Origin of the sequence: Pseudomonas sp. CG7, assembly GCF_023701885.1 — a bacterium.
GTDB lineage: Bacteria > Pseudomonadota > Gammaproteobacteria > Pseudomonadales > Pseudomonadaceae > Aquipseudomonas > Aquipseudomonas zanjanensis.
The window spans coordinates 1-14,907 of record NZ_JABAEE010000115.1 but is presented as its reverse complement, the minus strand read 5'-3'; the positions used below and the strand labels follow the sequence as shown (position 1 = coordinate 14,907).

Below are 14,907 nucleotides of genomic sequence, written 5' to 3'. Positions count from 1 at the left end.
ACTCCACGTCGATCCACACCGTGTCGCCCGGCGTCCCCAGCAAATCCGCGTAGTAATGCCGAGGGCTCAGGGTCGCCGAGAACAGCACGGTGCTGCGGGCCGCCGTCAGCCTGGGTCGCAGGAATGCGGCCGGCACCACATTGCGCAGGCACAGCGTCGACAGGCTGCGCTGGCGGCCGAGCTCACGCTTGTGGATGTCGAACAGGAAGTGCTCGTCGAAAGTCTCCGCCACCCGACCAAACTGCAAGGCGTCGAAGTAGAACGCCTGCAGTGCGCTGTCCAGGCCCTGGGGGTGATCGTTGAGGTAATCGCCAATCGCCGTGGTGCAGGTGGCCAGGGCCTGGAGCAGTTTTTCCGGAAGTTTTTCATAGGCCTGGTAGGCCGCCACCTGGGGCGCATGCAAAGCGTTCCACTGACGATTGACCCGTTCCAGGGATTTCTTCAGCGCTTCGGGGGCGGTCTTGCGCACACTGCTCAACGTGGCCTGGTCGAGGGTCGCGCTGTACATCTGCCGTCCGCGCTCCACTAGGTTATGCGCCTCGTCCACCAGGGTCGCGACGGTCCAGTTATTGGCCTGGGCCAGGACAAAGAGCAAGGCACTGAAGTCGAAGTAATAGTTGTAGTCGGCGACTACCACGTCGGTCCAACGGGCCATTTCCTGGCTCAGGTAATACGGGCATACCTCGTGGGCCAGGGCAATCTCGCGCAACGCCGCCTGATCGAGCATGGCGACCCGACTCGCCGCTGCCCGGGCGCCCGGCAGGCGGTCATAAAATCCACGGGCCAGCGGGCAGGATTCGCCATGGCAGGCTTTGTCCGGGTGTTCGCAGGCCTTGTCCCGGGCGATCATTTCCAGCACCCGCAACGGCATCGACGGCGCGCTGTCGATGATCACGCGCGCCGCGTCCAGGGCCAGCTTGCGTCCCGGGGTTTTCGCCGTGAGGAAGTAGACCTTGTCCAATTGCTGCGGCGCCAGGGCCTTGAGCATCGGGAACAAGGTGCCAACGGTCTTGCCGATGCCGGTGGGCGCCTGGGCCATCAGGCAGCGGCCGGTGCTGACCGCCTTGAATACCGATTCGGCCAAGTGCCGTTGCCCCGGCCTGAAACCCACATGGGGAAATACCAGCGCCTGGGCGCCGAGGTTACGCGCCTGTCGATGGGCCATTTCCTGCTCGGCCCAGGCCAGGAACGCCGCGCATTGTTCCTCGAAAAAGGCTTGCAGCTGTGGTGCCTCGAAGCGTTGCGCGAAGCGGGTTTCCTTTTCGCTGACGATGTCGAAATACACCAGGGCCACGTCGATGTGCGGCAACTGCAGCTTCTGGCACATCAGCCAGCCATAGATTTTCGCCTGGGCCCAGTGCAACTGGCGGTGGTTGGCCGGCTGTTTGCTCAGGTCGCCCCGGTAGGTCTTCACTTCTTCAAGGCACTGGCGGGCCGGGTCATAGCCGTCGGCCCGGCCTTTGACTTTCAGTGTCTGGTAATGACCTTCGAGGGCCACTTCAGCCTGATACCCCTCGTTGCGCCGCGAAGCGACGGTGCGGTGGCCGGCAATGCCTTCCAGGGCCGTGGGCGACGGCGTGAAGCGCAGGTCCAGGTCGCCCACCTTGGCGGTGAACTCACACAGCGCCCGCACGGCGATGCTGTAGCTCGGTGCAGGGTTCATGCGGCCCCATCGCGAGCAAGCTCGCTCCCACATTCGATTTGTGGCAACTCAGCGCCTGTGGGAGCGAGCTCGCTCGCAATGGCGGACTCCGCCCATTGCACATAACAAACGGCAACGGGCATCTGGTGCTCATGACAGAACTCCAGCCAGCGCAGTTGGTTGTCTTGCAGGCGATCACCGGGGCCGTTGACTTCGATCATGCGGTAGGTCTTGAGCTGCGGCCAGAACTGAATCAGGTCCGGCATACCGGCGCGGTTGGCCTTGATGTCCAGCAGCAGGCGCTGGAACCAGTGCTTGAGATGTTCGGCCGGCAGGCAATCGAGGGCCTGTTCCAGCAACGGTTCGGACAACGCGCCCCAGAACACGAACGGCGATTGTATGCCCCACTTCTCGGCGTAACGGCGGCCGATGGTCTGTCGATAGCGACCGTCGTCCAACTCCGCCAGGCAGACCGCGAACAACTCGGCGCGACGGGCATGGAAGTCCTCGTTGAGCAGATCGACCGGCCCGCGCTGGAACGGATGGAAAAACGCGCCCGGCAACGGCGCGAAGATCGCCGGCCAGCACAACAGGCCGAACAGCGAATTGATCAGGCTGTTCTCGACGTAATGCACCGGCGCGGTTTCGTCGTGCAGATGGGCCTGGACGTGGTATTCCACCGATAAGCCTGGGTCGACGCGAGGCAGATGCAAGTCCAGGCGCTCCACTTCCCGGGCGATTGTCCGTGGCACTGGCGGGCCGCCCAGCTTGCGCCGCAGGCGAGGCACGATCCGCAGCAACGCCTGGGTTTCAGCAGCGCTTTGCGGTGCCTGTGCCGCCGCCTCACCCAGTTCAAGGGCCAAGGCATATTCGCCCATGCGCTCCAGCACCCGGACCCTCCGCAGCCGCGCGCCTGGGTAGGTGCAATCGCGATAGATGCACAAGGCCAAGGCGAAATCGCCGATGCGCTCGCCGTACTGGCCGATCTGGAACAACAACTTGCCCCGGCGCCGTTCCAGCCATGGATTATCCAGGGACAGGTCGTTGACCTGGGCGACGATCTCTTCCACGGGCTCGCCGGCTTCGAAGCGCAGTTGGCAGTCGTGCAGGAACAGGCAGGCATCGACGTCTTCGCGGCTGCGCAAGCCCCGTGACTCGGTGCTGAATTCGACGGTTTCGTAGGTGAAGATGCCCAGGTCCGCCAGGACGAATTCCGACCAGTCCTGGTGAAGGTTGCCAAAGAACATCAAGCGCAGCCTGTCGCACAGGTCCATGATCGTCAGGCTGTACAGCCGATCATCGAGCTGCGGACACCAGGCACGGAAAGGTTGAGGTGGGTTGGAGTGATCCTCCAGGGCCTGGAGCCATTCGGTCTTTTTGGCCTTGGGGTGCTCGATCAGGTGGCCCAGGCACTGGAGGATTTCCACCTTGAGCAACACCTCGAACAGTTCGACGAGCCCGACCGGGGCCTGTTCCTCGACCCAACCCAGCGCCAGCAATGGCTCGACGGCGACGCCAATGTCGCCGATTTCCGGATAGTTGAGCTTGTTATGACGGAACCGTAGCCCTTTGCGCATCACCATCCGCACCAGCAAGCCTTGGGAGGCACGGGGTAGCGCCGCGAAATCGTTGATGAAGCGCTGCTCTGCGCTGCTGAGCACATCGGCATAACGCTGGGTCAACCACGCCAGCACTTGCTGGAAGTTGTTCAGGTAGTAAAACGGATCGTCGAGAGAACGGGTTGCCACGGAAAGAAACGCCAAGGATGTCGAGGTACTGGTTATGCATACAGATAACAGCTGTAAACCAGCCAGGCAACCGCAAAAGATGAACGGTCTCCTATATTTAAGGTGAAATCCTTCAGCTAGCGATGAACTTTCCTACGGTAAGCGAGACCAATGGCGGTTGACTAAGATGATGGCGCGGTCGAATCAGCTGCTCCGTGTCCTTTGGATTTGAGAGGTTATGGTTATGAACATGAAGTTTGTGGGCCTGCCCCTGGTTGCCGTGGCATTTATGGCGCTGGCTGGCTGCGCGTCGCCCACGGTGGTGACTTTGCAGAACGGCACCCAATATTTGACCAAGGACACCCCCAACACCCGCACCGTCGATGGTTTCTATGAGTTCGAGGATATTTCCGGCAGACAAGTCCGGGTCCGCGCCGATGATGTGGCCACCATTCGCAAGGAAGACTGATTCCAGTGATTCGCCTGGTAGGCCGCCATCGCGAGCAAGCTCGCTCCCACAAAGGCTCGGTGGTGAACACAAATGCTGCATCCACCCATAATCCACTGTGGAAGCTGGTGGTGAACACAAATCCTGCATACACTCCGAACCCCCTCTGTGGGAGCGAGCTTGCTCGCGATAGCGATATCAGGCGAACACGATCCCGTCGCCGCCAACCCGATCGAGACCACCCCCCACCACGGTCACGGAACTGTCACCGCCCTTGAGCAGCGTGTCATTGCCCACCTGTGACAGGTACTCGCTGTCGTCATGACCTGTCCCGGCGCCCGGCACACCGAGGAACACCAGTTTGTCCCCCGCCTCATACCCCGTGATCCGGTCCTGGCCAAACGAGCCGTTGAACAGGAAGGTGTCACCGCCACCGCCCGCTTGCATCAGGTCATTGCCCGCACCGCCGACGAAGGTGTCGTGACCCGCGCCGCCTACCAGCACGTCGTTGCCGTCCAGGCCAAACAGCCAGTCCCCCTTCGCACCCGCCACCAGGGTGTCGTTGGCCGCGCTGCCCTTGACCGATGACGCATAGGCCGTCAGCTTGGCGCCGGCCATCAAGCCGTTGGCGGTGACGCTGTGGTTCACCTCATCCTTGAGCAGCCCCCAGAACAATCCGGACTCCTTACTGACCAAGGTGCCGATGTCGCGGGTGACGCTGATCCCGCCATGGGCATCGCGCACGTACAGCGTCCCGGCGCCGTCATGGGCGAAACTGAAATCCTTCACCGACTGCTGCAACTGCAGACTGTTGCTGCCCTGCCCGCCCAGTATCACGTTGTAGCCACCGCCATCGCGGAACGTATCGTTGCCGCCGCGCCCTTCCAGGTAGTCGCTGCCCTGGCCGCCCTGGATCAGGTCGTTGCTATCGCTGCCGATGATGAACGTGCTACCGGTGTGGGTTTCAGCGTTGCGGTTGAGGTCCTGCACCCAGGTGTTGGCGCGCGCAGGATCCGACAGGTTGGCGACAATGAGGGTGGAGTCTTTTTCGGTGAGGTCGTAGAACGCCGAGTCCATGATCCGGCCCAGGCCATCGCTGTAGCCGCTGGGTAGGTGGGAAATCCAGGTGGGGATGTTGAGGATGGAAAACGGCAACACGTTCCAGGCCGCCGAAGCGTAGTGGTCATTGAAACTGACGATGTTGTTGGTGGCGGATTCCTGTTGCCCATCGTGCACACCCACCGAGGCGAGGTTGAACGTCGAGCCGTCCAGGGCGCGGAACACCGGATCGTTCTCGTAGCCGATGTTCAAGACCTTGTCGGTACTGCTCTGGGTCGGCGAGGCGTAGGCAATGTAATTGGCATCGGCATAGAAGCCTGACCATTGCTGGGAGCTCAAGTCCGCCAGGCTGTTGACCGCCAGCCCACCCAGGCTGTGGCCGCTGACCAGCACGTCCGCGCCCGTGAGCCCATGGGCCTGGGCAAACTTCGCGACATTCTCCAGCAGGCTGCCAAAGGCTTCGCCGGCGTAGTTTTTCGCATAATCCTTGGGGCCCAGCGCGGCCATCAGGTCGTTGATCACGTCGCCAATGGAATCGCCAATCAGGTTTTCCCGAGGGCCACTGGTGCCGCGAAACGACACGCCGATTTCCTGCAACTGCCCCGTTGCGTCGTATTTGCCAAGGATCTCCACCTGCGCGGTGGTGTAGCCAGCCTTTTCGCCAAAGAACGTCCCACGAGCATCCACCTTGCCGGCGTAGCCCAGTTGCTCGGCGCTGATGGGTGTCCAACCAGCTTTCTGAACGGCTTCCAAGGCGAGTTTTTCCGAATCGGGATTCCACGGCACGCCAGGAATCACCCCTTGGGAATCGGTGCCCCCCAACAGCGCGGTGACCAGGGTCGCCGGCAGGCCGGCACCGAAGCCGTTGTGCTGGTACCCGGCGGCAAAGCCGTGGTCGAGGTTGTGGTAGGAATACAGCATGATCGCCATTGCGTCGCTGACCAGTGCCTTGGATTCGGTAGTGCCGAAGTTCTTGTAGTCGTAGATACCCATGGTGGTTGCTCTCTTTTTGTTGTTGGAATGCTAAAACCATCTGATGGAGGATCATTGTGGCGAGGGAGCTTGCTCCCGCTGGGCTGCGCAGCAGCCCCAACACGGTTGTCGCGGTGTGCCAGGTTGATCCGGTCAGCCTGTTTGGGGGTGCTTCGCACCCCAGCGGGAGCAAGCTCCCTCGCCACAGAAGACCTGTTCAGACCTTCCCTCTGCAGAAGTGTCTGTTCAATGCCTTCTCTTGGTCAGAACTGCCAATCCAGGGTCAAGCCCACGCCATGGGTTTTATCCCGGGCGCCGAGCAGGCCGTTGTAGTCCAAGTTGACCCGCACATCCTTGGCGACGGCGAGCCCGGCACGGGCGCCGATCACGGCGGCGTTGCGGTCCATGGACACGCTCTGCACCGCGAAGGTGTTGCTGCTGCCGGCGAAGGCCAAATCCTGTTCGGACGTGGTGCTGCTCAGGTTGTGCTGCCAGCCGAGGGAACCGGACAGTTGCAGTTGCCGTTGATCCGACAGCGCCAGGGTGTGGCTGGCCCGAACGCCCAGGGTCGAAAGCACGGCATCGCGCCGGTCGTCACCCCCGTGCAGGGCCGCGTTGTCGCCTTTCTCGTGGAAGCTGTCGCTGTCCAGGTGCACATAGGCCAGGTTGGCGAACGGTTCCAGGGCCACCGGTTGCACGTCGAGGCGGTACGCCGCTTCAGTGAAGAGTTGGGTGGTCCGCGCATCACGCTTGGTTTTCTCCCGGCCACTGACGTCGCCCCATTGCAGGTCGCGCTTGACGTCGATGCGGTGCCAGCTGTGGGCGCCGCCGACGGTCAGGCGCAGCGCGTCGATCTCATGCCCCAGATAGACACCCAGGTGATAGCTGTCAGCCTTGGCCGAGGAATGGGTGCCGTCGCCCATGCCCAGCGAACTGTCGCTGTAGCCGGTGACGAAACCCAGTCGCGTCTGCTCACTGATCAGGCCATCGACACCGGCCAGCAAGCCGCCGATGGAGCTGGTCGTGCCGGCGCTATCATGCCCACCCTCGTTCTTGCCCCAAGCGCCCAGCACCTTGAACCAGGCATTGCTGCTGGCATCGGTCGGTGTACCGGCGTCGTAGAGCGCGTCCTGGCGCAGACGATCGCCCACGGCGTCACGTAAATGGCGGCTGTCGTTGATCAACTGCGTGCCGATGGCCGGGTGAATTTCGCCGGATAACTGCTGGAACGCCTGTTGTGCCACGGCGGCGCTGGGTGCCAGCAGCAAGGCCTCGTACAGCCCGTTGCCCGCGCCCAGTTGCTCGGCGGCAGTGGCCACGGAGCGCTGGTTGGGCGTCAGGCCGAGGCTGGCAAATGACGCGTCGTTACGCTGGACCGCCAGTTGGATGCCGCTGGCGCCGTACGTCAGGTCGCCCCCCAGGAACGCGTAGTTGGGCAACACTTCGGCAAAACGCCCATCAATGCCACCGGCAGCCTGCAGGATGTTGAACTGTCTACCCAGCAGACTTATCACTTCGCCGGCCGTGAGCAGCGTCGGGCTGGTTTCCAGGGACAGCGACACCGTCGCCCCGTCAATGGACGCCTTGCCGCCAGCCACGATCAGGTCGCTGGAACTGGGCGAGACTTCCACCTCGTAGTTCGAACCGGGTTGGAACGTCACGTCGCCGGCCACCTGCAAGGTGCCGATGGAGTTGCCCGGCGCCACGCTGCCGCCGCGGTTGGCGGTCAGGCTGGCGATGCGGCCGTTGCCGCCGAGGATGCCGCCGTCGTTGACCGTCACAGCCGATGCCAGCGAACCATTGATCGCCAGTCGTCCTTGATTGACCAGGGTCGGCCCGCTGTAGGTGTTTTCACCGGTGAGCACCAGGGTGCCGATGCCTTCCTTGGTCAACCCGCCGTGACCGGCGATGTCGTTGCGCCAAACGTCCAGGCCACATTGGATGCCGCTGCACACCCGCTCCGTGGGTTTTCCGGCATCGATGATCGCGCCGATGCCCGGCAGGTCCGCCACGAACTGACCTGAACCGTAGGCGCCGTCGATGCGAAACTCCTCGGGAATGTCCTGTTCGGTCACCAGCATCGATGGGCCGTCGATGGCCTTGCCCAGGTTGATCATGCCCCAGCCATACAACGAATCGACGCCCGGCGCGCCCATGTCGGTGGCGGTGGTGCGCAGCACGCTGGCGACCTGGGCACCGGTCATGTAGGGGAAACGCTCCATCAACCCCGCCCCGCTGCCGGCGACATGGGGCGCGGCCATGGAGGTGCCACTCTTGTTGGCGTAGCCCACGGTCAGGTCGTCGGCACGGGTGCCGCCGATCACCGCGCTGTAGACCCGGGTGCCCGGTGCCGACACGCAGAAACTGGCGGTGTAGCCGCAGCGCGACGAGAAGGTACTGATGGTGTACGGATCGGGGCTGGCGGTGTCCGGGTTGACTTGCAGCGCCGCCACGGTGAGCCAGTTCGGCGCGATGTCCGGGACGAAATACGCCAGGCCTGCGATGGCATCGGGGTTATTGAGGTTGTAGTCGTTGCCGGCGGCGAAAATCGTCACGATCCCGCTGCGAGCCGCGGCGATGGCCCCTTCGTAGGCACCGCCGGGCTTGGTGCCCAGCAACGGCTGGATCTGCTCGAATTGCAGTTGCGCATCCTGCACGGTGAAGTGCGGGAACGCCGGATCGCGACCGCCCTGGTCGAAGCGGTCGGTGATGCCGATGCCCCAGCTGTTGTTGATGATCCGTGCGCCACTGGCGATCAACGCGTCCCAGCCTGCCTTGTACACCGCGCCATCGTTGCCCCGGATGATGCCATCCTCGGGGCCCGGGTCGCCGTTATCGGCGCTGATGATCTGCGCATCGAATGCCACGCCGTGCATCGGGCTGCCATCGCGACTGCCGGCAGCAATCCCACCGACGTGAGTGCCATGGGAGCCCAGCTTGCCGTCGGAGCCGACGGTCGGTGAGCCGTCGTAGCGGAACGGATCGCCGGCTTTCACCGGGATGTAGGGGTCGGTGTATTCGCGGATGCCGCTGGTGACCAAGGTCACGACTTTGCCAGTGCCGGAGAACTCCGGGTGCGCCGCATAGACCGGCTGGTCGAAGATGCCCAGCTTGACGCCCTTGCCGGTGTACCCGGCGGCGTAGGCCTGCTGCGCGTTGATCGCACCCAAACCCCATTCGGCGTCGAACTCGCTGCTGCGCCAGCTGTCCGGGTCACCCGCCCTGCCGCCCTCGACATAAGGCGCCGCCTGGGCCGTGCCCAAGGTCGCCAGTGCGCAGAGCATGGCGCGGTTGAGGGTCTTGAGCAGAAACACGCGACCTGTCGGTCTGGGTTGTTTTTTGTTTTCGATTTTCATCACGAACCATCCTTAGTTGTTGCAAAAATCCTGTGGTGTTCCTGGCTTTGTGGCTTGCCATGGCTTTTGTGGCTTGCCATGGCTTTTGTGGCTGCCATGGCTTTTGTGGCTTGCCCCAGCTTCTGTGGCTTGCCCAGCTTTTGTGGCGAGGGAGCTTGCTCCCGCTGGGCTGCGCAGCAGCCCCAAAATACCTGCGAGCGCTTCGCACTCGAGCGGGAGCAAGGTCCCTCGCCACAAAGGCATCCTCGCTGTCATCGAGCGTCCACGGGGGACACAAACGCCTCGTCCACCTTCGCCAAATCCTGCGCACCGAGGGTGCCGGCGTAGTAGTGCAGCTTGGTCCAGGCCATGAGGTAGTCGTAGCGGGCCTGGGCCAGGTCGCGGCGGGTGGTGTAGAGCTGCTGCTCGGCGTTGAGCGCGTCGAGGTTGACCCGCTCGCCGCCAAGAATGCTTTGCCGGGTCGAGACCACCAGCGCTTCGGCGGAGCTCAGGGCTTTCTGGTAGGCCCGCAGTTTGTTCACCCCCGACACGCAGGCGCTGAACTGCCGGCGCAGCTCGATCAGCGTCTCGCGGGTCTTGGCCTCCAGCTCATATTCGGCTTGTTCCATGTTGCGGCTGGCCTGGCGGGTCGACGCCGAGACCCCGCCGCCGGCATACAGCGGCACGCTGACTTCCAGGCCGATGGTGTTGGTGTCGTAGCGCTGGTTATAGGTGTTGCCGCTTTCCGATTCGTTCTGGCGCATCGTCGCGTAGGCATTGACCTTGGGCAGGTGCCCGGCACGGTTGCGTTCCACCTCGAAGCGCGCCACGTCCACCGCCTGGCGCTGGGACGCCAGGCTGGGGTTATTGCTCACCGCCAGCTCATGCCAAGTGTCGAAACTGGCCGGTTGCAAGGCAAAGACCTGGAAGAAGGTGTCGTGCAAGGGCGCCAGGTCGCCGATGTCCAGGGCCGGGACGCCAATCAACGAGCCGAGTTCACGCAAGGCGGCATCCTGCTCGTCCCGCGCCTCGATTTCTTCGGCGATTGCCAGTTCATAGCGCGCCTGCGCCTCGATGATGTCGGTGCGGGTGCCTTCACCCTGGCGAAACAGCTGCTCGTTCTGCTGGAACTGTTGCTCGAACGCCTTTTTCTTGGCCTGGGCGATGTCGATCTGGTCCTGGGCGAACAAGGCCTGGGTGTACTGGCTCAGCACCCGCACCAACAGCGCCTGGCTCTTTTCCCGAAAGCTTTCGTCGGCGAACAGCGCCTGGGCCACGCCCTTTCGGTAAGCCGCGTACGCCTCATAGTCCAGCAAGGGTTGCTGCAGCGTCAGGCTGGAGCCGTAGCTGCTGTAGTTGCGATCGTCGTGCTGACTGGCACCACGGTCATTGAGGTACGTGACCTTGGATTGGTTGCGACCCTTGTTGTAGCTGTAACCCAAATGCGGCAATAGCCCGGCACGGCCAATAGCGCGGTTCTCCAGGCCCGCATCGCGCTCCTTGATCGCGCCCAGGTAGACCGGGTCATTGCGCAAGGCCTGCTCGTAGAACTCGAACGGCCCCATGGCCCAGGCGTTGTTGCCCACGGAAAAAGCCAGCAAGGCCATCCAATAAAAACGCTTCATACCGCCGGACATCCTTATTCTTCGGTCAACGCAGAGCCGGCTCGGTCGAGCAGCGGTTTGAACAGGTAGTTGAGCAACGAGCGCTCGCCAGTGCGCACGAACATCTCAGCCGGCATGCCGGGCTTGATCACCAGGCCGTTGAGCTTGTCCATGGCCACGTCGCTGACGCTGCTGCGCAGCACGTAATACGGCGCGCCGGTTTTTTCATCGAGCATCTGGTCCGCGGATATCAGGCTGACTTCCCCCGGCACTCGCGGCGTGCGGTTCTGGTTGAAGGCGGTAAACAGGATGTCCACCGGCAAATGCGGGCCGACCTTGTCGATCAGGTGCACCGGCAGGTGCCCTTCCACCTCCAGCCGCGTGCCCTGGGGCACGATTTCCAGCAAGGTGTCGCCCTGGCGCACCACCGCGCCTTCGGTGTGCACCCCCAGGTTCACGGCGATGCCATCGGCGGTGGCGAGGATTTCGCTGTGTTGCAACTCGAACCCGGCGGATTTCAGTTGCTGTTGCAGGGTTTCGCTCTTGAGTTGGGCGTCGGCCAACTGGCTGCGCACTTCTTTCTGGTATTCCTCGTTGTGCTGCTGCAGCTTCAGCCGCGACTCGACGATCCCCTGCTCCACCCGCCCGCTTTCGCCGCTGTTCTGCGCCAGTTCCTGCTGCACTTGCGACAACTGGCGCTGATAGTCCAGCAGGCGGTTGCGCGGGATGTAGCCGTTGTCGGCCAAGGGTTGCAGGTTGCCCAGTTGCAGGCGCAGGGATTCGGCCTGGGCAATCAAGTCGCTGCGGGCCCGGCGCATGCCCGCCAGCTGCGCCGTGGCGCCCTCGATGCTGGCGCGCAACGCCGCCTGTTCCCGGGCGAACGCTTCACGGCGACTGCTGAACAGTTGCCGCTGGCCTTCGAGCACCAGGGCCAGGCGTGGATCGGGATCGCGGCTCAGTTCGGTCGGGAAACTCACCTGCAACAGGTTGTCCCGCTCGCTTTGCCAGCGCGCCAGGCTGGCCCAGGTCATCCGGTACTGCGCCTGCAGCGATTGCACGCCGGCGGCGGCCTGGGTCTGGTCCAGGCGGAACAGCGGCTGGCTCTGCTTCACCGCTTCGCCTTCGCGCACCAGGATCCGGCTGACCACTCCGCTGCTCATCGATTGCACGGCCTTGCGCTTGCCTGAAACCACCACGGTGCCTTGTACAGGAATCCCTTGGTCCAACGGCGCCAGGCTGGCCCAGGTGAAAAAACTGCCCGCGCCCACGAGCGCCAGTGCCCAGCCCATGCGAGTGAAGAAACGGGCGTCGCGCTCCGGGCGTTCGACGTCCTGTGAATGTTCGAGATTCATCTCGCGATCCTTGCTCATGCGCCGCTCGGTTTGCTGGCGGCTTGGTACTGGCGACTCAGGCTCAGTCCGTTGGGCGCCTGGGGCGCGCCGGCTTGTGCACTGCGTTGTGGCTCCGGCTGGCCGGACAGGACCCGCAGCACTTGCTGGCTCGGGCCGAAGGCTTGTAGCCGGCCGTCATCGAGCACCAGCAACTTGTCGGCCTGGGCCAGAGCCGAAGAGCGATGGGTGACCAGCACGACACTGGTGCCTTGGGCCTTCATCTGCGCAATGGCATTGGCGAGCGCCGCTTCACCCACCGTGTCGAGGTTGGAGTTGGGCTCGTCGAGCACCACCAGGCTCGGCCGGTCGTACATCGCCCGCGCCAGGGCGACCCGTTGCTTCTGCCCGCCAGACAAACCACCGCCATCCTCCCCCAACACCGTGTCGTAGCCCTCGGGCAGGCGCAGGATCAGTTCATGAACCTCGGCCTGTTGCGCGGCAGCGACGACTTTCTGCGGATCGGCTTGGCGAAACCGGGCGATGTTCTCGGCGATGCTGCCGCTGAACAGCTCGATGTCCTGGGGCAGATAGCCAATATGCGGGCCGAGTTGCTCGCGATTCCAGCGATGGATGTCAGCCCCGTCGAGGCGCACCGTCCCGGCGAGGGTTGGCCACACGCCGACCAAGACCCGGGCCAGGGTCGACTTGCCGGAACCGGACGCCCCCAGCACGCCGAGCACCTCCCCCGCGGCCAGGCTGAAGCTGACCTGCTGCAACGTTGCGTTGCGTTGTCCTGGCGGTCCTGCGCTCACTTGCTCGAAGCTCACCTGGCCCTTGGGCGCTGGCAGCGTCATGCCGTCATCCTGGGGCGCAAACGCCTGTAACAGCGCATCGAGACGGCGATAAGCCAGCTTGGCGCCGCTCCATTGCTTCCACACGGCAATCAACTGGTCGATGGGGCTCAGCACCCGTCCCATCAGGATCGAGCCGGCAATCATCATCCCGGCGGTCATGTCCCCCTTGATCACCAGCAGCGCGCCCAGGCCCAGCACCAAGGATTGCAGGCACAGGCGCAGGGTCTTGCTCAGCGAACTGATCACCGCACCGGTGTCGCTGGCCTGGTTTTGCAGGCCGAGAAAGCGCGAATGCACGGCGAACCAGCGGCTGCGCAACGCCCCGAGCATGCCCATGGCCTGGATCGTCTCCGCGTTGTGCAAGTGGCTGGTGGCCAATTGGCTGGACTGTTGCGAGTAGACGCTGGCCTGCCCCAAGGCTTTTTTGGTCATGGCCTCGTTCAGGCACGCCAAGCCGATCAGCAGCAGCGTACCGACGGAAGCGAACACGCCGAGCCACACGTTGAACAGGTAGATGACCAGCAAGTAAATGGGAAACCACGGCGCATCGAAGAAGGCGAACAACGCCGGCCCGGTAAGAAATTGCCGAATATGCGTAAGGTCGCCCAGGGATTGCCCGGCGTTGCCTTCACCCTGGCGCAGATTGCGCTCGAACGCGGCCCGGTACACCTGGAGGTTGAAGCGCCGTTCCAACTGGCTGCCGATGCGGATGACCACGAAGCTACGGACCATTTCCAGCAGCCCGATGAACACGAAGAAGCCCACCACCATCAGCGACAGCATCACCAGGGTGGTTTCGTTCTGGGATGACAGCCCGCGGTCATACACTTGCAGCATATAAATCGAAGGCGCGAGCATCAGGACGTTAATCAGCGCGGTAAAACAACCGACACTGATCAGAATATTTTTATAATCGCCCAGCGCTTTAAACAGCGGCACTGCGGCAGCGCTCCTTGCCCTATTCATGATCTTCCTTGCTGTTGGCTTTGCCGGCGAACCGGCCGTTAGTTCAACTTACCAATCTTTAAATGTTCATTCAGTGCACACCGACATCCACACCTGTTCGAACAAGCGTGATTCGCTGATTGCCCAACCGTACAAATTCGTTAATCCGCTTTCTGAGATTTATTTCGTTCAAGCCTAAGTATCAAACCGGACTTCAAGGTCATTTGGTAATGATGTTCCCGGCGCAGCCCCAAGTGAGTCCTGGAGTCTTGCCTGCCAATCAGGGATAGACCGTCGGGTTCGGTGAACCAACGAACCGGTTCATCTCCCAGCCAGTGTCCCAAGCACTCGGTTTGCCCACCGAGGGTCTGGTCCGCCTTGAGCTCGACCAGGCAGGTGTTGGACGGTTTGTCCTGCATTGCCTGGCTTTGCGTGGTGTCCTGCGGGCTCGACAAAACGGCCTGCCACTGGCCGGCTAACTGCGAGGGTTCTGCTAACAACAGGCTGCGCGCCATGGCGACTTCTCCACAAAACATCATCAGCGTAGCGAGCAACCCGGCGGTCGCCTGAGCACTACAGGGCATCGATTTTCTATGCATTGGCTTGATCCTGGCCGAAGTCCCGCAGGAGCCAGGGCCCCCACGGGACAGGGACATCAGGCCACGATATCCGAGGCCGCCGCCTGGCCAACGGTGCTGACCAGGAAGTCAGCCACGCCGTGCCCGGAGAAGTCCACCGACAGCAAGCTTTTGCCACCCGATGTCGACAGCACCGCATCCCCCGCCGCACCGGTGAAGGCGCTGACGAAATGCAGGCCCGCGCCCTGGGTGATACCGGTCAGGTCGATCTTGTCCAGGCCACTGACGAAATCGAGGATCTGGTCGGTTGCCCCCGGCCGCGAATCGGAACTGGCAGCGAACACGAAGGTGTCCGAACCCGAGCCGCCCCAGAGCTTGTCCGCACCACCGGCGCCCCAAAGGATATCGTTGC

At 63.0% G+C, this 14,907-nt stretch carries 10 protein-coding genes; 1 reads left to right on the top strand and 9 read right to left on the bottom strand.

Annotated features, from left to right (window positions below):
- Together HGO40_RS28325 and HGO40_RS28320 are read right to left on the bottom strand one after the other, a co-directional pair.
- Positions 1-1,663, bottom strand: a 1,663-nt coding sequence (locus HGO40_RS28325; protein WP_250965733.1) for an ATP-dependent DNA helicase, incomplete at its 3' end; no start/stop codon positions are given.
- Complete coding sequence (locus HGO40_RS28320; protein WP_250965732.1) at positions 1,660-3,390, bottom strand: VRR-NUC domain-containing protein; 1,731 nt, start codon at positions 3,388-3,390, stop codon at positions 1,660-1,662. The genes HGO40_RS28320 and HGO40_RS28325, both read right to left, overlap by 4 nt.
- 223 nt (positions 3,391-3,613) lie before the next feature.
- On the opposite strand from HGO40_RS28320, the gene HGO40_RS28315 reads away from it, so the two are divergent.
- Positions 3,614-3,838, top strand: coding sequence for a YgdI/YgdR family lipoprotein (locus tag HGO40_RS28315; protein WP_186706770.1), 225 nt, complete (start codon positions 3,614-3,616; stop codon positions 3,836-3,838).
- Positions 3,839-4,015: 177 nt separating this feature from the next.
- On the opposite strand, the gene HGO40_RS28310 is transcribed toward HGO40_RS28315, so the two are convergent.
- The 7 genes from HGO40_RS28310 to HGO40_RS28280 all read right to left on the bottom strand — a co-directional run.
- On the bottom strand, positions 4,016-5,869 hold the full coding sequence (locus HGO40_RS28310) for a polyurethane esterase (RefSeq protein WP_250965731.1): 1,854 nt from the start codon (positions 5,867-5,869) through the stop codon (positions 4,016-4,018).
- Positions 5,870-6,111: 242 nt separating this feature from the next.
- Entirely contained in the window at positions 6,112-9,132 is a 3,021-nt protein-coding gene (locus HGO40_RS28305) for an autotransporter serine protease (protein WP_250965734.1), read from the bottom strand.
- A 323-nt stretch (positions 9,133-9,455) separates the two neighbouring features.
- On the bottom strand, positions 9,456-10,808 hold the full coding sequence (locus HGO40_RS28300) for a TolC family outer membrane protein (protein ID WP_250965730.1): 1,353 nt from the start codon (positions 10,806-10,808) through the stop codon (positions 9,456-9,458).
- A 14-nt stretch (positions 10,809-10,822) separates the two neighbouring features.
- The gene (locus HGO40_RS28295) at positions 10,823-12,157 is read right to left on the bottom strand and encodes an HlyD family type I secretion periplasmic adaptor subunit (protein ID WP_250965729.1); all 1,335 of its coding nucleotides are present in this window, start codon (positions 12,155-12,157) and stop codon (positions 10,823-10,825) included.
- Positions 12,154-13,938, bottom strand: coding sequence for a type I secretion system permease/ATPase (locus HGO40_RS28290; RefSeq protein WP_250965728.1), 1,785 nt, complete (start codon positions 13,936-13,938; stop codon positions 12,154-12,156). Before HGO40_RS28290 ends, HGO40_RS28295 begins: the two co-directional genes overlap by 4 nt.
- A gap of 140 nt (positions 13,939-14,078) precedes the next feature.
- Entirely contained in the window at positions 14,079-14,516 is a 438-nt protein-coding gene (locus HGO40_RS28285) for an AprI/Inh family metalloprotease inhibitor (RefSeq protein ID WP_250965727.1), read from the bottom strand.
- A gap of 56 nt (positions 14,517-14,572) precedes the next feature.
- Positions 14,573-14,907, bottom strand: a 335-nt coding sequence (locus HGO40_RS28280) for a M10 family metallopeptidase C-terminal domain-containing protein (RefSeq protein ID WP_250965726.1), incomplete at its 5' end; no start/stop codon positions are given.